Consider the following 19549-nt stretch of genomic DNA (forward strand, 5'->3'; position numbering starts at 1 on the left):
AATAATGTTAAACTTAAATATTTATCAACATTTAAGTATTTGTTTAAAATTTATTTGAGGGCATTTAAGTTTCAAATAATTACATGATAAAAATCAGATAAATATAGAATTTGCAGTCTTACATTTGTAAACGTATTATCTCCCAAAAAAAATGGCTTTTAGAATAGTTATATGTTTCAATGGTTACAAAATATAGCAGATTGGTTCGTTTATAATTTACTAAATTTAGAAAGAGGAGCGCATTTAGCAGAAGCGCTTAATTTTTTCATATATGATGTTGTAAAGATTTTAATACTACTTTTTTTTGTTATTTTTTCTATGGGAATTGTAAATAGTTACTTCCCCATAGACAAGGTTAAAAACTATTTATCTAGAAATAAATTACATGGTTTAGAATACTTAATGGCAAGTCTTTTTGGTGTTGTAACGCCTTTTTGCTCTTGCTCATCTGTACCCTTATTTATAGGTTTTGTAAGAGGTGGAATTCCTTTAGGAGTTACTTTTTCTTTTTTAATTACTTCTCCTTTAGTAAACGAGGTTGCCATTGGTTTGTTTGTTGGCTTATTCGGACTTAAAACCACCATTATATATGTAATTAGTGGTGTTTTATTAGGTACTATTTCTGGAGTTATTCTTCAAAAATTAAAATTAGATTCCTTTTTAACTCCTTGGGTAAAAACAGTATTAGAAAATGCACAAAAAGAGCAAGCTATTTTTGTTGTCCAAAAACAACCGTTATTACAAAGATTGCCTATAATTTGGGCTGAAGTTATAACGATACTCAAAGGCATTATACCTTATGTAATCATTGGAATTGCCATCGGCGGTTTAATACATGGCTATATTCCTGAAGGCTTTTTTGAAAAGTATATGGATAAAGATAATTTGTTCGCAGTTCCTATCGCTACTATTTTAGCTGTTCCTATGTATTCAAATGCTTCGGGTATTTTACCAATAGTACAAGTATTAGTAGCAAAAGGTATCCCTTTAGGAACCGCAATTGCATTTATGATGGGTGTAGTTGGTTTATCCTTACCAGAAGCAATGCTCTTAAAAAAAGTAATGACGTTAAAACTAATTGCCATCTTTTTTGGAGTGGTAACATTATGTATTATTATTTCTGGGTATTTGTTTAATCTACTTTTACAATGAATATAGATGTTAAACATTGCAGTTTATATAGTTTAGAGAATTTGGGGTCTAATATTTCTGAAATTGTTTTGGTTAAGAAGAAAAGGTTTAAATGCCTTTTTTATTAACGAATGATATCAAAAGATAAAAGAAATCATTACCGCAGAATGACAAAATGATCTTTTTTTTGTCAGTATTTAGCCTACTTCTAAAAATAAAAATAATTTATTACTTTTTAATAATTTTCGAAATAATAGATAGATGTAAGATATTACATAGTAGAGTACAACATATAGAAAATAATTACGCTTATTTTTTATCAAGATCAGTGACTATAAATTCATAATTTATATTCTTTTTAAGCTTGGTGTTTTGTCAACAAAATCTTCCAGAACTTTAAAGAAATTTAAGATGTCTTGTTTTTCATTGTTTGCATTAATGGTTACTAATCTAATAAAAGTATCTTCTTTAAAAGAACCAAAACCAACAACTGTAATTTGATGCTCATACAATGCAGTGCAAAGCGCCATTGGTTCAATGTTTTTATAATTAAAACAAATAGAAATCGAATCATCAAAACTATACAAAGTATAATTAGGATTGCTTCTAATATAGTCTAAAGCAACATTTGCTAAATCAAATTGTTGCTCTACAATTTTCTTTAAACCTTTTGTTCCAATAGATTTCCAAAGTGTCCAAAATTTTAAGGCATCGTTTCTTCTTCCGCATTGGAAAGAAGTTTTACCCAAGTTAAAATCATCACCATCCGTTTGATATAAATAATCTGCATCATTGCTAAATGAATCATGTAAATATTTTTTATCATTGACCAATATAATTGAACATGTTAAAGGTGTTCCGAGCATTTTGTGAGCGTTATAGCTAAAAGAATTTGATCTCTCTACTCCTTTTACAAGATGGTTATAATTATCACTAAATATTACACTTCCACAATATGCACCATCAACATGCAGCCAAATCTTATACTTTTCTGTAATATCAGCAATTTTATCAATAGGGTCAAAAGCACCTAAAACTGTCGTTCCAGCAGTTGCGTTTACATACGTTGGAATCTTGTCGTTTTGGAGATCTTCTAGTATCTGTTCTTCCAGTTTTTCTGGAATCAATCTTCCTTTAGAATCTGCTTCAATATAACGAATATTATTTCTTCCAATTCCAGCAAAACTTGCGTTCTTGGAATTAGAATAATGCGATTCTTTAGAAGTATAAATAACCATGGGTTTGGTCATTCCATTTAATCTACAAGAAGGATCTTTTGTGTCACGCCCCATGACCAAAGCCATATAATTACTCATAGAACCGCCAGTTGGAAACGTACCATTACTTTTTGAACCGTATCCAATTAAGTCGCAAGATTGTCTAATAATTTCTTGCTCAATTCCTACCTGTGGACCGGCTACTTTATATGTGTACATGCTGTTATTCAGAATAACAGCCAATAAATCTCCCAAAACTGCTTTACTCTGTCTTCCACCAAAAAGTTGATTAAAAAACAAGTTAGTTGCCGTTTTTGGAGTAGAAACAATAACATCACGCAGTAAGTTTTTAAACTCGTCATCAATCATTGCAGCATCATTCAGCGAAAGATCGACGGATTCGTACAATTTATTCGAATCTATTCTTTCTGCTACCGGGTTTTTTTCTTCTTCAGTAATTAAAACTTCTACGAGTTCATTAAATAAAGCTAGATCATTATTTATATTTGACATACTGTTTTTTTCTGTTTTATTATTGATTATGCAATGGTATCATAACCCAAATCTTTATTCACAAAAGCTTTTGATTTTTCATCAAATATTCTGCACTTACGAATTGGTTTTGCATAAAGGTGAAGTGACATGCTTCTTTTATTAGAGACATTTTCTAATCTATGGAATCCCATAAAATCTTTCATATAAGTAACTTCATTCGGTTTTGAAATAGAAGTTTTTAAAATATTCAGCTCGCCTTTATCATCTTCTTTGTAAATCGTTTCTTTGAATTCACCGTTGATTACTTTTACCCAACATTCTTCTCCATCATGATCATGAATTGGCGTAACATGGCCCTCACACCAGCAGATTAAAATTATTTCAAAGTTGTCGTTATTTACAATGCAATTTCGGGTATAACAATCGTTAGACCAGGAAGCATAGTTCTCAAAAGTGTTTTCTTGAAATATTATTGAATGTATTATGTTGTTGTAAGTCGTCCTCTCTCCTTCTGAAAGAGCCGTTATTAAATCATTTAATGTTTTGAGTTCTGAGGTGCTATCTTTTTTAGAATTCACAATAATGTATCACTTTTTTTTGTTCATTTAATGTACAAATCCAAGGTCATTCCCCAAATCTAACTAAATAATTGAGTGAATTTATTAATTCATTTCAATGATTCAAATATAGTAAATTTTAAACTTTTTAATTCTGTTTAAATAATTATTCAAACGATTGAAGCAAAAAAACTGACTATTTCCTATTTATTTGACTACTTTTCATAAAAATAAAAAATAAGTTTGTTTTATTCTCTCTTTACAGACAAACCAAAAAGTTAATAACTATGCAAGACCAAAGTTTTATAATCAAAATAGCCATATTGGCAATTTATGTTGGAATTTTATTCCTAATTGGAATTTTAGCTTCTCGGCGCATAAAAAGTATGAGTGATTATTATGTTGGCGGAAAAAAAATGGGTTTTTGGGCTGTTGCTTTTTCTGCAAGAGCAACGGGAGAATCTGGCTGGTTACTTATAGGACTTACAGGAATGGGTGCTATGGCGGGATATTCGGGCTATTGGGTAGTTGTTGGAGAATTACTTGGTGTCTTCGTTTCTTGGCAATTTATGGCAAAACGTTTCAAAAAAAGATCTGATGCATTTGGTGCAATAACAATTCCTGATTATTTGAATAGTCATTTTAGATCAAAAACAAATACATTAAGAATTATATCTGCAGCAATTTTGGTTGTATTTATAGTTATTTACGTAGCCTCACAAATAGATGTTACTGGTGTTGCCTTTAACTCAATGCTGGGTATAGATTATAAACTGGGCGCATTAATTGGGTTTCTAATTGTACTCGCCTATATTTTTATCGGTGGTTTTGTAGCCGCTGTTTGGTCAGATTTATTTCAAGGTTTACTGATGTTTTTTGGATTGGTTTTATTGCCAATTGTTGTTTGGTTTTCTATGGATCATGGAGCTGGAGTTACTGCAGGGTTAAATGCTATTGATCCAACTTTAACGCAAGTAATGGGCAGAAGTACTGACGTATGGATGAATCTTTTTACAATTCTAGGATTCTCAATGATTGGTCTTGGTTTTCTTGGTTCGCCTCAGGTATATGTTCGATTTATGTCTATAAATGATGAAAAAGAGATAGATAAAGGAAAATGGGTGGCAACTACCTTTACATTATTAACAGATGCTGCAGCTGTAACCATTGGTATTCTTGCTCGTATCTATTTTACAAAAGAAGGACAAGATCCTGAAGCTGTTTTGGGAAATAATGGTGCGGATGTTTTAAGTATGGTTACAGAAGAGTTCTTACCCACAATCTTAGTAGCCATCTTTGTTGCCATAGTTTTATCTGCAATTATGTCTACCATAGATTCTCTTTTAATATTGGCATCAAGTGCGATTACGCGTGACTTTTATCAGAAAATATTTAGACCAGATATTAAAGACGAAAGTTTAACGAAAATTTCAAGAATAGCAACAGTTATAATGGCCTTTACTGCTTTAATAATTGCCATGGTTATGAATTATGTTTCTCCTGATAGGCAGATTTTTTGGGTGATTCTCTTTGGTTGGTCTGGCATTGCAGCCGCTTTTTGTCCAGTAATTATTCTTACACTTTTTTGGAAAGGATATTCTGAAAAAGGAGCTATTGCCTCTATGATATCAGGTTTTGCAGCTGTTGTATTATTCAATTTTGTATTTAAAGAAATAGAAAGTATAGGACAATACTTTGTTGCTATGGATGTCCTTTTTCCTTCTTTTGTCGTTGCAATGGTAGTTGGTTTTGTAGTCTCTAAAAAATATCCACCGAGAGCTGAAGCTATAAAAATGATTGAAAAAATTGATATCTCAAATGAATAAAAATGCACTTTATATAACTCCAGATAGAAAGCTCAATTTACTTGAGCTTTTTATTTTATTTTGATTTTAACAAAATTTCTGGTAATTTATTTTTAAAACTTGGGCTATTTTCTCGATACGAAACAGCTTTCTTTTTAGAAACCATTACTAATAAATCTTCGCTTAAAGTAAATAGGGTTCCAGCCCTAAAGGATACAATTAATAATTTTTCTAACTCAGTCTTTACGTCTTCTAAAGAAAATTGCTGATACTTTTCTTCTGTTGGATAACGATATTTTAACTGAAAAACTTCTTTTTTATCAACTACAAACAAACGTACATAGACATTTAACAAGCCTTCACTCTTTCTTAGTGGCTTACTTAACGTTAGCTTTACAAATTTGTTACTGGCTATACTATGTTCTAAAATATTGAAAAGATGCTTAAAATCACTCATATGGCAAAGATAAAAAAAAGCTCAAGTTTTAAACTTGAGCTTTTTGGTTTTATTATTAAATTCTGAAACGAGTACAGAATTACGAAATAGTTATTCTCTGTTATCCTTTAAAAGTAATCTTACGCATACGTAAACTTTCTGGCGTAACCTCTAAATATTCATCTCCTTTAATATACTCCATGTTTTCTTCTAGAGAGAAATCTACTTTAGGAGCAATTTTCATAGCGTCATCTGTACCTGATTTACGCATGTTTGTTAATTGCTTTCCTTTAATTAAGTTTACTGCTAAATCATCTGATTTAGAGTTTTCTCCAATTACTTGACCAATATAAATTTCTTGGTTAATATCGATAAAAAAACGTCCCCTATCTTGTAAACGGTTTAATGCATATGCTGTTGCTTTACCCGCAGCAGAGGATACAATAGCTCCTTTTATATCTTCAGTAAAGTCTCCTTTATAAGGACCGTATTCTGAAAAACGGTGGTTAATAATTGCTGTACCAGCAGTTGCAGTTAAGATTCTATTTCTTAAACCGATCAAACCTCTAGATGGAATAGAAAATTCTAAATGTTGTAGATCTCCTTTTGGCTCCATTATTAATAAATCTCCTTTTCTAAGAGATACTAAATTAATTGCTTTAGATGCTGCATCCTCAGGAACATCAATTGACAATGTTTCCATTGGTTCATGCTTCTTTCCATCAATTTCCTTTAAAATTACTTGTGGTCTTCCCACTTGTAATTCATATCCTTCTCTACGCATGGTTTCAATCAAAACTGATAAGTGTAAAACTCCACGTCCAAAAACATTAAATTTATCTTCAGAATCTGTAGTTTCAACTTTTAAAGCTAAGTTTTTCTCTAATTCTTTAAACAATCTGTCTCTTAAATGACGAGATGTTACATATTTACCTTCCTTACCAAAGAAAGGAGAATTGTTGATGGTGAACAACATACTCATTGTAGGTTGGTCAATTTCTGTTCTTGGCAATGCTTCTGGGTTTTCTAAATCAGCAATAGTATCACCAATTTCGAATCCTTCTATACCTGTAATTGCACAAATATCTCCACATGGAACTTTATCTACTTGAACTTTACCCATTCCTTCGAATACGTGTAGTTCTTTAATTCTTACTTTTTTAGTAGAACCATCTGCTTTACACAACATGTAATCTTTACCTACTTGTAAATCGCCTCTAAAAACACGTCCAATAGCAATTCTACCTGTAAATGAAGAGAAATCTAAAGAAGTAATTTGCATTTGTGGAGTTCCTTCATTGTATGTAGTTTCTGGAATAGATTCTAATACAGCATCTAGCAGAGGAATAATATTATCTGTTTCATTTCTCCAGTCTGTGCTCATCCAATTATTTTTTGCAGAACCGTAAACAGTTGCAAAATCTAATTGCTCTTCAGTTGCTTCTAAAGCGAACATCAAATCAAAAACTTTTTCATGTACAATATCTGGCGTACAGTTTTCTTTATCTACCTTATTTACAACAACAATTGGAGTTAATCCTAACTCTAAGGCTTTACCTAATACAAAACGAGTTTGAGGCATAGGCCCTTCGAATGCATCAACTAATAATAAAACTCCATCAGCCATTTTTAATACACGCTCAACTTCACCACCAAAATCGGCGTGACCAGGAGTATCAATTACGTTAATTTTTGTGTTCTTATAGTTTACAGATACGTTTTTAGAAAGAATAGTAATTCCTCTTTCTCTTTCTAAATCATTATTATCTAACAATAAATCTGTACGTTCTTTTCGATCGTCTAAAATTTTTGCTTGATCAATAATTTTATCAACTAAGGTTGTTTTTCCGTGATCTACGTGAGCTATAATAGCAATATTTCTAATTGGTTGCATGCGTGTTTCTTAAATTTCGTGCAAAAGTAATTGTTTCTATGGTATTTATACGGATTCTAACGATTTATTTTTATTTAAGAGTAATCGAATGAAGAACTGTTGGAACCTAAGAGTGATATTTATATCTTTTTAAAGAATTTTTATTTGTTGCAACATTCTAAAATATTAATCTTTTGAAACAAGAGTAAAATTTGAAAATAGTCTGAAAAATAATAATTTCCAGACTTTTTAGGAGTAATTTACCTTTCCGATAGTAAACAAATAACTCTTATTCTTCAAAATTTTCTTGAAAAGCAGACGGTAAAATATCAGGAATTAATTTTATTAAAAGCGGTAAGAGTAAAGCGCCGCCAGGGAGTAAAAAAACTGCCAATGCTGGTATTGCTTTACAAATATCTAACAACTGTATTTTAACCTTTTCTTTTTCTTCCTCTGTTAATGAAGAATGAGTCCCTTTTTTTATAAGAAACACAGCTTCTTTACTTTGCTTTAATTCTTGAGCAAGTCTTAATTTATTTCTATGAAGTAACGTTTTTATTTCTTCTATACTATTCATTATAATTTTCTGCGCTTTCTCTCCGTTTTTAAAAGATTTAGTTCTCTACTAGTTTGTCCAGCAACGGAAGTGTTTTCTTCCGCTCTTCTTATTAAATAAGGCATTACATCTCTAACGGGACCAAAGGGTAAATATTTTGCTACATTATAACCTTCGCTGGCTAGATTATAGCTAATATGATCACTCATACCAAATAACTGACCAAACCAAAGGCGGTTATCATCTACTTTAATATTGTGTGTTTTTGCTAAATCCATCACTAAATAAGAGCTATTTTCATTGTGGGTACCTGCAAAAAGTGCCATTTTTGGTTGTTCCATCATATATTTTATAGCAGTATCATAATTAAGATCTGTGGCTTTTTTGTCTGTGCAGATTGGAGAAGGATACCCTTTTTCTTCCGCTCTTTCTCGTTCCTTTTCCATATAAGCGCCTCGCACCACTTTTATACCAATATAAAAATTTTTCTCTTTTGCTCTTTTGTGAAGTTCTTTTAGGTAGTTCATTCTATCATGTCTATACATTTGTAATGTATTAAAAACAATAGCTTTTTCTTTGTTGTAGAGCTCCATTAATTCTTCAATTAACTCATCTGCAGATTTTTGCATCCAGCTTTCTTCTGCATCAATTAGCAAAGGAACATCTTTTTTAACGGCTAGTTTACATACTTTATGAAAACGTGCTACTACTCTATTCCACTCTTCTTCCTCTTTAGAGGTTAACTTTTTTCCTTCAGATAATTTCTGATATAAAGCAAAACGACCAAAGCCCGACGGTTTAAAAACGGCAAACGGAATGGATTGTTTTTCTTCACAAAAGTTAATGATTCTTATAATTTTTGCTAAAGCACCATCGAAACTTACTTCTTCATCTTTACCTTCTACGGAATAATCTAAAACACTATGAACTTTGCCGTTATTATACATATTATCTATAATTGGCAAACAATCATCTTCTGTTACTCCTCCGCAAAAATGATCGAAAACTGTTGAACGGATTAAACCTTCTATAGGTAAATGTGCTTTCAATGCAAAATTAGTAACTGCGCTACCAATTCTTACCATTGGTTGATTTTGTATCATCCTAAACAAAAAATAGGCACGCTCTAATTGGGAATCGGATTTTAAAGAAAAAGCAATTTCTGTATTATCAAAAAGTTTCATTCAAGGTCATTTTAGTTAAAACAAATATAACTATTGAATAGTAATAATTGAATTTTTTATTTTTAATTTGCATACCTAATAAATTACAAATGAAAACCATACAAGCAGTAACATATCCTGTTCATTTTCATAAAGATAGTTACCAAGAACTCTCTAAATTAATTGAAATAAAAAACTACTCTACAATCTTTATTTTGGTGGATGAGAATACTTTTGAGTATTGTTACCCAAAGTTTATTCAAAATTTATCTATTGATAAAACTATAGAATTGATAGAAATTGAGTCCGGAGAAATTAATAAAAATTTGGAAACATGCATTGGAGTTTGGAATGCAATTACTGAATTAGGTGGAGATAGAAAAAGTTTGTTAATCACCTTAGGCGGGGGTGTAATAACCGATTTAGGTGGTTTTGTTGCTTCTTGCTTTAAACGTGGAATTGATTTTGTAAATATTCCAACCACTTTATTGTCTATGGTTGATGCATCTGTTGGTGGAAAAACAGGTGTAGATTTGGGAGTATTGAAAAATCAGATTGGGTTGTTTGCTAATCCTGAGATGGTATTGGTAGATACTGATTATTTATCAACGGTTTCTGATAGAGAAATTAAATCTGGAACCGCAGAAATTATTAAATATGGTATTACTTATGATGTTAAATTATTTAAGGAGATAAAGAATAATAAGTATTTAAAAATCAGTGATTTAATATTTCGTTCTGTAGAGATAAAAAATGAAGTAGTTTTGCAAGATCCTAAGGAACAGAACATACGTAAAATTTTAAATTTCGGTCATACTTTAGGTCATGCAATTGAATCTTTTTATTTAGAATCTGATGAGAAAGAAAACCTGACACATGGAGAAGCGATTGCTATTGGAATGGTTTGTGAAAGTTACATGTCTTTTAAATTGTTAGGTTTTCCTAAAAAGAATGTAAATGAAATAAAAGAAGTAGTTCTATCCATTTATAATAGAACTATTTTATTAAAAAAAGATTTTTGTAACATTATGGAGTTGCTAAAACACGATAAGAAAAACATAAACGGACAAGTAAATTTTGTACTTTTAAATGATTTTGAAGACTTTAAGTTAGATTGTAAAGTTTCTGAAGATTTAATTATAGAAAGTATGGAGTTTTATAATTCTTAAAGCAATATATATACATATAATTAAAAAAACCTATTACTTTGGGCAGTAATAGGTTTTTTTAGTTATCACAGAGAAACTAGTATTCTCTAAATTTTCTTCACTTTTACTGCATTCATTCCACGCATGCCTTTCTCGAGTTCAAAAGAAACTTTATCATTCTCAGTAATTTCATCAATTAAACCACTAACATGAGTAAAATATTTTTCACCATTTTCATGGTCAATAATGAATCCAAATCCTTTTGAAGAATCGAAAAAGTTTACTTTTCCTTTTCTAACAGGATCTTCTTCTGGTAAATCTTCTTTTTTTGTTACTGAAATCTGAATATCTTCCAATTCGTATTCCACTTTTAAATCTGGATCTGGCGGAGTATCTGCTAAATTTCCATTATGATCTACGTAAGCAAACTGAATTCCTGTCGGTCCATTTTCTTCTTTTTCTGCTTTTCTAGCCTCCATTTTCTTTTGCTTGTCTAAACGTTTTTTTAAACGTTTTTTTTCTTTTTCACTTTTACTAAATGTTTGTTGCGATTTTGCCATTAAAAATATAAGAGTTTTAAATTATTGTTTCTGATAAGATAAAATACCTAACTGAAAATTTAAAATCAAACTAACGCTAACTAGTGTAATAACTGGAGTGTATTCTTTCTTACTCTGCAAATATACGATTTATTCAGGAATTATTCTTAATTGAAATGATGTAGATGTTAAATAATTATTAAATTTTAGTAATACTATTAATTTATAATAGTATTACTATTAGATTTGCTATAAATTATAAAGCATGAAAAATTTATTAACTGTCTTAAAAATTTCTGTTTCTGATAAAATTTTTATCAAAGATCCAGAAACATCAGAATTAGGAAAAAGAATCATTGAGCGAAGTATTATATTGATAAATGAGATTGGCTTTGAAGGTTTTACTTTTAAGAAATTAGGAATAAAAATAGGTTCTAATGAAAGTTCGATTTATCGTTATTTTGAGAGTAAACATAAACTACTTCTTTACCTATCTTCCTGGTATTGGGCATGGTTAGAATATCAATTAGTCATTGAAACTTTTAGTATTTCTAATCCTTTTAATAAGTTAGAAAAAGCAGTTACCATTGCAACAAGAATCATAGAGGATGATAATAATTTCTCTCACATTAACGAAACTTTATTATACAGAATTATTGTAAACGAAAGCTCTAAATCATTTTTAACGAAAGAAGTAGATACAGAAAATAAAGAAGGGTATTTTGAAGTTTATAAGAGAGTAATTATTAGAATTAGTGAAATGATTTTAGATGTAAAAAAAGAATATCCCTATGCGCTAAGTTTAGCAAGTACAATTATTGAAGGAGGTTTATATCAACATTTTTTAAACGAACATTTCCTATCAATTACCAATTGTAAAGAAGGAAAGACACCAACAAATTTCTTTATTGATTTAGTGAAAAATACTTTAAAATAATGATAATCTATTTATGGACTCTGGAAGAGAATTATAGACAGAAATAGAGTATTCTATAATAATAGAGATATCTCCTTTCTTTATATTTTTCTAATTAAATTCTAAAAAAGTAGTTGCAAAAGGTTGTCTTTTTTAAAAGAAATTATTCATAAATTAAAAGCTGTGATTTGTTACTTTTTTTATTCAAATAAAGCCGCAATAAATTCAGCAACACAAGCTGGTTTATCTTGCCCTTTAATTTCTATGGTGCATAGAAAGGTAACTTTAAATCCGTTGTTAGAAATCTCTTCTATGTCTTTAACCATCGAAATCATTCTTAATTGACTATTTACAGGAACTGGGTTTGGAAAACGAGCTTTGTTTAATCCATAATTTAAACCCATTTTTATACTTTTTACAGAAAAAGATTCTTCCAATAACTTAGAAATCATCGATACAGACATAAAACCATGAGCAACTGTACTTTTAAAAGGACTCTCCTTCTCTGCTCTATTTTCATCAACATGAATCCATTGTTTGTCTAAAGTAGCATTCGCAAAATCGTTAATCATTTGTTGTGTGACTTTATACCAATTACTTTCAGGCAGTGCCTTTCCTTTCATTGAAAGAAAGTCTTTCATAGAATTAAAAATTAATGTATTCATTAGAGTTATCTTTTTAGTAAAAATACAGTATTCGTTTCAAATTTAACATTGTGATTATAAGTTTATATATTAATTTGTTAGCTTAGCTAAAATTTACTAAAAATGAAAAAATTACTATTATTTTTATCTTTAATTGCATTCTCAATAAATGCTCAAGATAATCCACAATGGATGCGTTATTCTTCAATTTCTCCAGATGGAACTCAAATTGCATTCACTTATAAGGGTGATTTATATAAAGTGCCAACAACGGGTGGAAATGCCACTCAACTGACTTTTCATAAGGCTCATGATTTTATGCCAGTTTGGAATAAAAACGGCTCTAAATTAGCTTTTGCATCTGACCGTTATGGAAATTTTGATATTTATGTGATGGATTCTAATGGTGGGTCTGCTGCCAGAGTAACTTTTCATTCCACAAATGAATCTCCATTTTCTTTTTCTTCGAACGATAAAGAAATTGTTTTTGGAGCAATGCGTCAAGATGATGTAAATCATAGGCAATATCCTACTGCATCGCAACCAGAGTTATATAGTGTTCCCGTTAGCGGAGGAAAAGTAAAACAAATACTTACTATTCCGGCTGAATATGTTCAGTTCTCAAAGAATGGTAAGACAATGATTTATCATGATAAAAAAGGAGGGGAAAATGAATTCAGAAAACATCATACTTCTTCAATTACCCGAGATATATGGCTGTATGACCAAAAAACAGATACCCATAAAATGATTACTTCTTTTGGTGGAGAAGACAGACAACCAGTTTTTAGTGCTGATGAAAAAAGTATTTATTATTTAAGCGAAAAAAGTGGAACGTTTAATATTCACAAATTATCATTAGACAATCCAAATCAAGATCTGCAATTAACAGATTTTAAATTACACCCAATTCGGTTTTTAAGTTTTGGCAATGGAATTATATCTTTTGGATTCGATGGTGAATTATATACCATGAAAGAAAATGAAAAACCTAAAAAATTAAAAGTTAACATTAAAACTCAAAATATAGACAATGACGATAAGTTTATTTCTATAAATGGAGGAATCAATGAAATGTCAATTTCTCCTAATGGATTAGAGATTGCTTTTATTGCTCGTGGTGAAGTCTTTGTAACTTCTGTAGATAAAACCTTTACCAAAAGGTTAACTAATACACCAGAACGAGAACGTTTTGTTTCTTGGACGCCAGATGGAAAATCTGTTGTCTACAGCAGCGAAAGAAATGAAAAATGGAGCATTTTTAAAACGGAAAAAGTAAGAAAAGAAGAACCTTTCTTTTATGCCGCAACAGTATTAAAAGAAGAATCAGTAATTGAAAATAAACATGATAACTATCTTGCAGAATATTCACCTGATGGAAAAAAAATAGCTTTTGTTGAAGGAAGAAGAACTATAAAAGTTAAAGATATTGCAAGTAATAAAGAAACAATATTATTATCACCTAAAGATTTATATCATATGCGTGACGGTGATCAATATTTTACTTGGAGTCCAGACAGTAAATGGCTTTTAATTGATTGGGGAAAAACCTTAAGTAATGGTGAAGTATTATTAATGGCTGCTGATGGATCTAAAAGAATAAATTTGAATGAAAGTGGATATTATGATTCTAGTCCGAAATGGGTAAATGGTGGCAAACAAATGATTTGGTTTAGTAACAGAAATGGATTAAAGTCTTATGCTACCAGTGGTCGTTCTCAAAATGATGTGTATAGTATGTTCTTTACACAGGATGCTTGGGATGAATTTAATTTAAGTGAAGAAGATTATAAATTAATGCAAGCCATTAAAGACGAAGCTAAAAAGAATGATAAAAAAGATAAATCAGATAAAAAAGACACTAAAAAAGATAAAGATGAAAAGGATAAAAAAAAGGAAGTGAAACCACTTACTTTTGATTTTGATCATATGAAAAATAGGACAAAAAGGCTTACTATTCATTCTTCAAGTCTAGGGGATGCAGTACTTTCTAAAAAAGGAGATGAATTATATTATTTAGCAAGGTTTGAAGGTAAGATGAATCTTTGGAGCACTAATTTACGTACCAAAGAAACAAAAATGTTGATAAAATTAAACACCAACTTTGGTAGTTTAAAATGGGACAAAGAAGTAAAAAACTTATACCTATTAAGCAGTGGTAAAATTTCTAAATTAGATTTAAGTACTAAGAAGAATAAAGCTGTTAAAATTAATGGTGAAATGGAATTTAATGCAAGTGCAGAAAGAACTGCCATGTTTAATCATGTTTGGATACGTACAAAAGCTATTTTTTATGAACCAACTTTTCATGGAGTTGATTGGAATAAAATGAAGAAAGAATATACCAAGTATCTTCCGTCAATAGGAAACGCTCACGAGTTTTCAGAAATGTTATCAGAAATGTTAGGAGAATTAAATGTGTCACATTCAGGTTCAGGCTCAAGAGGAAATGGAATCTCCAATGGTGATGCAACAGCATCTCTTGGAATTTTTATGAATTATAATCATAAAGGTGATGGTATTTTAATTGATGAAATTATTTCTGGAGGACCATTAGATAAAGCAAAGTTTAAGATTGTTCCTGGAATGATTATCGAAAATATTAATGGAGAGACTATTGATAAAAATCAAGATGTTGCGAAATATTTAAACAGAAAAGTTGGTAAATTTATGTTATTAGATATTACAAATCCTAAAACTAAAAAGAAACAAACTATTACTGTGAAGCCAGTTTCTTTAAGAGATGAAAATCGACTTTTATATAAAAGATGGGTAAAAACTAACGAAAAAGAAGTTGACAAAAAAAGTAATGGCCAACTTGGTTATGTTCACATTCCAGGCATGGGAGATGGTCCTTACAGAAGCATTTATCAAGATATGATGGGAAAATATACGGATAGAAAAGGAGTAATTGTAGATACTCGTTTTAATGGTGGAGGTGATTTAGTAGCAGATTTAGCAATGTTTTTTACAGGTGTCCCTTTTATTACATATGAAACTGAAGATAAAGTTGTTGGTGGAGAACCAACTTCCAGATGGACAAAACCAACTTTATCAATTTTTAATGAAAGTATGTATTCTGATGGGCATTGTTACGCTTCTGGATATACTGATTTAAAAATTGGAAAAACTGTGGGTATGCCAGTACCTGGCACTTGTAGTTTTGCTGGTTGGGAAAGCCTACCGAACGGTTCTTATTGGGGAGTTGTTCCTGTAAGTGCTAAAAATAAAGCAGGTGAATGGATGGAAAATAACCAAACCGAACCAATGATAAAAATAAAGAATATGCCTAGAGTTATTTCTAAAGGAAGAGACCAACAATTAGAACGTTCTATAAAAGAGTTATTGAAAGATGTAGAATGATCGTTATAACTTTTCTGTGAAGTAAAAAAGTGAAGAGATAATTTTCGCTTTTTTATTTCCCAAAAATGTCGTTATTAATTTTTGGTAATTCTAATTTGTATTTTACAGCGACTAGCCTGATTACAAAAATCACTAATCCTGATAAAACAAATTGAATATTTTCGGATACATCAAGGAATCCTAAAGATAAATAGACGACACCACCTATTAAACAGGCTGAAGCATAAATCTCTTTCTTAAAAATCAAGGGTACTTTTCTAGTCAGAACGTCACGAATTACTCCACCAAAAACAGCCGAAACCATTCCCATAATTAAGGCTAAAAAAGGATGTAAATTATAGTCCAATCCTTTCTGTAAGCCAAGCAAAGTAAATACACTAATACCTATAGTGTCAAATAAAAATAAGGTTTTACTTAAATGGGCGACTTTGCTTCTGAATAAATACATTGTAAGGACAGCTATTAAAATTGTCCAAACATAATTTAAATCACCTATCCAATTAATAGGATGTGCATTAATTAAAACATCACGAATCATTCCTCCCCCAACAGCAGTAACAAAAGCGATAATTATTACTCCAAAAATATCAAATTGTTTCTTTTTAGCAACCTGTGCTCCGCTAATCGCAAAAGCAAAAGTTCCTAAAATGTCTAAAACATAAATCAGTTCCATTTACACTGTAACTTCTGTAAATTTAATATTTAATTCTTTTTGAATTTCATGAATTTTATCCAATTCTGAAGGTAAGATAAAAGCAATTGAAACTCCTGTTTTTCCTGCTCTAGCGGTTCTTCCGCTTCTATGTGTATAGTATTCTAATTGTTCTGGTAATTGATGATGAATTACAAATTCTAAACCACTGACGTCAATTCCACGAGCAGAAACATCTGTTGAAACTAAATACTGTAAATTCTCTTTTTTAAAAGCCCTCATCACTTTATCGCGTTCTTTTTGTTGCATATCTCCTTCTAAAGCGGCAGCAGAAAACCCTTCTTCAATTAAGTAATTGGCTAAGTTCTGTGCACCGGCTTTTGTTCTGCAGAAAATAATTCCTCTTTGAGCTTGTCTCTTCTCTAAAAATGAAATAATATCATTTGTCTTTTCTTTTAAGGTTGTTTTAGCAAAATGATGTCGAATATTCGCGTTGACCAAAGAACTTCTATTTATTTCTATTCTTGGAGCATTAGAATCCATATACGTCTTTACAATCCTTTTAATTTCTTCTGGCATTGTCGCTGAGAACAACCAAGTTTTTCTATCAGTTTTAGTCGTAAATTTTAGAATTCTATTCAAATCTTGTTTAAAACCCATGCTTAACATTTCATCGGCTTCATCTAAAATCACCGTTTTTACGTGACTAATATCGACACTTCCGCGTTCAATTAAATCAATTAACCTTCCCGGAGTTGCCACAACGATATGCGTGGTTCTTTTAAGATTATTCATTTGACGATCGATTTTTTCTCCTCCAAAAACAGCTTCTATGAAAATTTTATCTTCACTAAATTTCGTGAATTTAAATAATTGTTTTTTAATTTGCTGAACTAACTCTCTTGTAGGTGATAAAATTAACGCTTGTATATCGTTTGAACTAGCATCAATATGATGTAAAACTGGCAAGCCAAAAGCAGCAGTTTTTCCAGTTCCAGTTTGTGCTAAACCAATAAAATCTGTTGCAGAATTCAATAAAATAGGAATCGTTTTCTCTTGAATTTCTGAGGGTGTAGAAATTCCTAATTCTTTAATTGCTTTAATATAATTTTTATGAATTCCTAAGGAAGAAAAAGTTGACATTTTATCTAAATTTTGTGCAAATATACTTTTATTTAGGAGCTTGTAATACTTTTAAAACATTTTCTCTAATTCTTGCGGGCTTTAAAGTTTTGGAATCTAACATTGCCCAAATAGTTTTAGCTTTTACCAATAGCACATCCTTTTTATAAAACTCCATAAAACGAATAGAGGTGATACCTTTGGTCTCTCCTACCCATGTTTTTACAATAATTTCATCTCCTAAACTAGCTTGTTTTAAATAATCTATCTCATGCCTCATTACCACCCAAACGTACTGAGGTAAAGGATTATTTTTTGTTAAATGAGTCCAATGAGTAGTTGCAATTTTATCCATCCACTTTAAATAGACTAAGTTATTTACATGTTGTAAATTGTCAATATCTTCAGCAGAAACTGTAATTGTTAATATAAAAACGTTTTCCATTTTAATGAATTTGGACAAACTTATAAATTTTAATATATCTATAAGAATTATTGATGATAGTTTTACAATGAACTTCATATTTATGATAATCTTTACAAGATCTTATGACAAATTTAGCAAACGATTTAGGTACCGAAAAGATTACTAAATTACTTATTAAACAAGCGGTTCCTGCCACTATTGGAATTCTTGTAATGTCTTTAAATATGATTGTTGATACTATTTTTGTAGGTCAATGGATTGGTGTTTTGGCTATTGCAGCAATTACTGTTGTATTACCAATCGCTTTTTTAATTTCTTCTATTGGAATGGGAATTGGAATTGGAGGAAGTTCAATTATATCAAGAGCTTTAGGAGCTAAAAATTCTGAAAAAGCTTTTCTAACTTTCGGGAATCAGATTTCTTTAACAGTCATTTTGGCAATCCTTTTTGTAACTGTTGGAAACATTTACAGCTTGCCAATTCTTAATCTATTTGGCGCTAAAGGAGAGATTTTACCCATTGCTTCAGAATATTTTGGTGTCATTATTTATGGAGTTCCATTTTTGGCTTTTGCAATGATGGGAAATCCAACTATTAGAGCTGAAGGAAAACCAAAATTTGCCATGTATGCCATGATGGTTCCTGCTGTTTTAAATGTTTTGCTCGACATTTTATTTATCAAATTTTTTGGTTGGGGAATGTGGGGAGCTGGTTTAGCAACTTCTTTTGCATATGCAAGTTGTGGATTATATATTTTATATTTCTTTTTATCTTCAAAAAGTGAGCTGAGAATTATTCCTAAAAATTTTAAATTAGATTTTAAAATTGTTCTTGAGATTTTTCAATTAGGAGGGGTGTCAATCGTTAGACAAGGCACAATAAGTATTTTAATGATTGTTTTAAATTTTTCGCTTTTTAAATATGGAGGTGAAATATCCATTGCTGTTTTTGGTATTATTAATAGGGTTATGATGTTTGCTTTATCGCCCGTTTTAGGAGTTTGTCAAGGTTTTTTACCTGTTGCTGGTTTTAATATAGGAGCTAGAAAAAACAACAGAGTTCAAGAGACCATTAAAAAATCTATTTGGTTTGGTTCTATTTTAGGCTCTATTATTTTTATAGGGATTTTACTTTTTAAAGAAGAGGTTATTTGGGTTTTTACAAATGATACAACTTTGTTAAATAAAACACCTAATGCAATGTTTATTGTGTTTTTGGCAACGCCAATAGTCACGATGCAACTCATTGGTTCGGCCTATTTTCAGGCGGCAGGAAAAGCGTTACCGGCATTATTTTTAACACTTTTAAAACAAGGAATTTTCTTAATTCCTCTAGCCTATTTTTTACCAAAATATTACGGTATAGAGGGAGTTTGGTGGTCTTTTCCTATTGCGGATGTTTTGTCGACTATTATTACTGTTTTGGTATTAAAACGTGAAATTGATCAGAATTTAAAGTAGAGGAATGTTGATAGTTTATGCAGTCCACCTAAAGATTGAAGTTAG

General features: G+C 30.5%; 17 protein-coding genes. 6 read left to right on the plus strand and 11 right to left on the minus strand.

What is annotated here, in order from left to right:
- The first annotated feature begins 171 nt into the window (after window positions 1-171).
- Window positions 172-1152, plus strand: coding sequence for a permease (locus ATE90_RS05735; protein ID WP_036786391.1), 981 nt, complete (start codon window positions 172-174; stop codon window positions 1150-1152).
- Window positions 1153-1478: 326 nt separating this feature from the next.
- Here ATE90_RS05735 and ATE90_RS05740 read toward each other — a convergent pair whose 3' ends face one another.
- Together ATE90_RS05740 and ATE90_RS05745 are read right to left on the minus strand one after the other, a co-directional pair.
- The gene (locus tag ATE90_RS05740; protein WP_101451031.1) at window positions 1479-2861 is read right to left on the minus strand and encodes a pyridoxal phosphate-dependent decarboxylase family protein; all 1383 of its coding nucleotides are present in this window, start codon (window positions 2859-2861) and stop codon (window positions 1479-1481) included.
- A 26-nt stretch (window positions 2862-2887) separates the two neighbouring features.
- Window positions 2888-3421 carry a cysteine dioxygenase gene (locus ATE90_RS05745; RefSeq protein WP_036786387.1) on the minus strand — a complete coding sequence of 178 codons (534 nt, stop codon included), beginning with the start codon at window positions 3419-3421 and terminating at the stop codon, window positions 2888-2890.
- A gap of 266 nt (window positions 3422-3687) precedes the next feature.
- Here ATE90_RS05745 and ATE90_RS05750 point away from each other — a divergent pair, with 266 nt between their 5' ends.
- On the plus strand, window positions 3688-5226 hold the full coding sequence (locus tag ATE90_RS05750; protein WP_036786385.1) for a sodium/proline symporter: 1539 nt from the start codon (window positions 3688-3690) through the stop codon (window positions 5224-5226).
- A 55-nt stretch (window positions 5227-5281) separates the two neighbouring features.
- On the opposite strand, the gene ATE90_RS05755 is transcribed toward ATE90_RS05750, so the two are convergent.
- The 4 genes from ATE90_RS05755 to ATE90_RS05770 all read right to left on the minus strand — a co-directional run bounded on the left by ATE90_RS05755 (window position 5282) and on the right by ATE90_RS05770 (window position 9254).
- Complete coding sequence (locus ATE90_RS05755; protein ID WP_036786383.1) at window positions 5282-5662, minus strand: hypothetical protein; 381 nt, start codon at window positions 5660-5662, stop codon at window positions 5282-5284.
- Between the two features lie 100 nt (window positions 5663-5762).
- Window positions 5763-7535: a translational GTPase TypA gene (typA, locus tag ATE90_RS05760; RefSeq protein WP_036786381.1), complete on the minus strand. Its 1773-nt coding sequence runs from the start codon at window positions 7533-7535 to the stop codon at window positions 5763-5765.
- A 268-nt stretch (window positions 7536-7803) separates the two neighbouring features.
- Complete coding sequence (locus ATE90_RS05765) at window positions 7804-8091, minus strand: LETM1 domain-containing protein (RefSeq protein WP_036786379.1); 288 nt, start codon at window positions 8089-8091, stop codon at window positions 7804-7806.
- A complete protein-coding gene (locus ATE90_RS05770) occupies window positions 8091-9254 on the minus strand; it encodes a proline dehydrogenase family protein (protein ID WP_101451033.1) in 1164 nt (387 codons plus the stop codon). Before ATE90_RS05770 ends, ATE90_RS05765 begins: the two co-directional genes overlap by 1 nt.
- A gap of 89 nt (window positions 9255-9343) precedes the next feature.
- Between ATE90_RS05770 and aroB the strand changes: the two genes are divergently transcribed.
- Window positions 9344-10402, plus strand: a complete 1059-nt coding sequence (gene aroB / locus ATE90_RS05775) for a 3-dehydroquinate synthase (protein WP_036786374.1) — start codon at window positions 9344-9346, stop codon at window positions 10400-10402.
- 86 nt (window positions 10403-10488) lie between these two features.
- On the opposite strand, the gene ATE90_RS05780 is transcribed toward aroB, so the two are convergent.
- Window positions 10489-10941 carry a cold-shock protein gene (locus tag ATE90_RS05780; RefSeq protein ID WP_091954039.1) on the minus strand — a complete coding sequence of 151 codons (453 nt, stop codon included), beginning with the start codon at window positions 10939-10941 and terminating at the stop codon, window positions 10489-10491.
- 244 nt (window positions 10942-11185) lie between these two features.
- Here ATE90_RS05780 and ATE90_RS05785 point away from each other — a divergent pair, with 244 nt between their 5' ends.
- Window positions 11186-11857, plus strand: a complete 672-nt coding sequence (locus ATE90_RS05785) for a TetR/AcrR family transcriptional regulator (protein ID WP_036786372.1) — start codon at window positions 11186-11188, stop codon at window positions 11855-11857.
- A 179-nt stretch (window positions 11858-12036) separates the two neighbouring features.
- Here ATE90_RS05785 and ATE90_RS05790 read toward each other — a convergent pair whose 3' ends face one another.
- Window positions 12037-12501, minus strand: a complete 465-nt coding sequence (locus ATE90_RS05790) for a MaoC family dehydratase (RefSeq protein WP_036786370.1) — start codon at window positions 12499-12501, stop codon at window positions 12037-12039.
- Between the two features lie 102 nt (window positions 12502-12603).
- On the opposite strand from ATE90_RS05790, the gene ATE90_RS05795 reads away from it, so the two are divergent.
- On the plus strand, window positions 12604-15843 hold the full coding sequence (locus ATE90_RS05795; RefSeq protein ID WP_101451034.1) for a S41 family peptidase: 3240 nt from the start codon (window positions 12604-12606) through the stop codon (window positions 15841-15843).
- Between the two features lie 52 nt (window positions 15844-15895).
- Here ATE90_RS05795 and ATE90_RS05800 read toward each other — a convergent pair whose 3' ends face one another.
- From ATE90_RS05800 to ATE90_RS05810, 3 genes are read right to left on the minus strand one after another with little or no spacing between them, the layout of a single operon-like run.
- Complete coding sequence (locus tag ATE90_RS05800) at window positions 15896-16516, minus strand: trimeric intracellular cation channel family protein (protein ID WP_036786366.1); 621 nt, start codon at window positions 16514-16516, stop codon at window positions 15896-15898.
- The gene (locus tag ATE90_RS05805) at window positions 16517-17638 is read right to left on the minus strand and encodes a DEAD/DEAH box helicase (RefSeq protein WP_036786364.1); all 1122 of its coding nucleotides are present in this window, start codon (window positions 17636-17638) and stop codon (window positions 16517-16519) included.
- A 28-nt stretch (window positions 17639-17666) separates the two neighbouring features.
- Window positions 17667-18062, minus strand: a complete 396-nt coding sequence (locus tag ATE90_RS05810) for an acyl-CoA thioesterase (protein ID WP_036786362.1) — start codon at window positions 18060-18062, stop codon at window positions 17667-17669.
- A gap of 104 nt (window positions 18063-18166) precedes the next feature.
- Between ATE90_RS05810 and ATE90_RS05815 the strand changes: the two genes are divergently transcribed.
- On the plus strand, window positions 18167-19504 hold the full coding sequence (locus ATE90_RS05815) for an MATE family efflux transporter (RefSeq protein ID WP_036786360.1): 1338 nt from the start codon (window positions 18167-18169) through the stop codon (window positions 19502-19504).
- The last annotated feature ends 45 nt before the right edge of the window (window positions 19505-19549 follow it).

The organism is Polaribacter sp. Hel1_33_96 (assembly GCF_002846595.1).
GTDB lineage: Bacteria > Bacteroidota > Bacteroidia > Flavobacteriales > Flavobacteriaceae > Polaribacter.

Excerpts from the sequence above, each read along its gene's own strand:
- ATE90_RS05790 (WP_036786370.1), bottom strand. The coding sequence starts at position 12,501 with ATGAATACATTAATTTTTAATTCTATGAAAGACTTTCTTTCAATGAAA.
- ATE90_RS05805 (WP_036786364.1), bottom strand. The coding sequence starts at position 17,638 with ATGTCAACTTTTTCTTCCTTAGGAATTCATAAAAATTATATTAAAGCA.
- ATE90_RS05785 (WP_036786372.1), top strand. The coding sequence starts at position 11,186 with ATGAAAAATTTATTAACTGTCTTAAAAATTTCTGTTTCTGATAAAATT.
- ATE90_RS05735 (WP_036786391.1), top strand. The coding sequence starts at position 172 with ATGTTTCAATGGTTACAAAATATAGCAGATTGGTTCGTTTATAATTTA.
- ATE90_RS05810 (WP_036786362.1), bottom strand. The coding sequence starts at position 18,062 with ATGGAAAACGTTTTTATATTAACAATTACAGTTTCTGCTGAAGATATT.
- ATE90_RS05755 (WP_036786383.1), bottom strand. The coding sequence starts at position 5,662 with ATGAGTGATTTTAAGCATCTTTTCAATATTTTAGAACATAGTATAGCC.
- typA (WP_036786381.1), bottom strand. The coding sequence starts at position 7,535 with ATGCAACCAATTAGAAATATTGCTATTATAGCTCACGTAGATCACGGA.
- ATE90_RS05795 (WP_101451034.1), top strand. The coding sequence starts at position 12,604 with ATGAAAAAATTACTATTATTTTTATCTTTAATTGCATTCTCAATAAAT.
- ATE90_RS05740 (WP_101451031.1), bottom strand. The coding sequence starts at position 2,861 with ATGTCAAATATAAATAATGATCTAGCTTTATTTAATGAACTCGTAGAA.
- ATE90_RS05770 (WP_101451033.1), bottom strand. The coding sequence starts at position 9,254 with ATGAAACTTTTTGATAATACAGAAATTGCTTTTTCTTTAAAATCCGAT.
- ATE90_RS05800 (WP_036786366.1), bottom strand. The coding sequence starts at position 16,516 with ATGGAACTGATTTATGTTTTAGACATTTTAGGAACTTTTGCTTTTGCG.
- ATE90_RS05750 (WP_036786385.1), top strand. The coding sequence starts at position 3,688 with ATGCAAGACCAAAGTTTTATAATCAAAATAGCCATATTGGCAATTTAT.
- ATE90_RS05815 (WP_036786360.1), top strand. The coding sequence starts at position 18,167 with ATGACAAATTTAGCAAACGATTTAGGTACCGAAAAGATTACTAAATTA.
- ATE90_RS05780 (WP_091954039.1), bottom strand. The coding sequence starts at position 10,941 with ATGGCAAAATCGCAACAAACATTTAGTAAAAGTGAAAAAGAAAAAAAA.
- aroB (WP_036786374.1), top strand. The coding sequence starts at position 9,344 with ATGAAAACCATACAAGCAGTAACATATCCTGTTCATTTTCATAAAGAT.
- ATE90_RS05765 (WP_036786379.1), bottom strand. The coding sequence starts at position 8,091 with ATGAATAGTATAGAAGAAATAAAAACGTTACTTCATAGAAATAAATTA.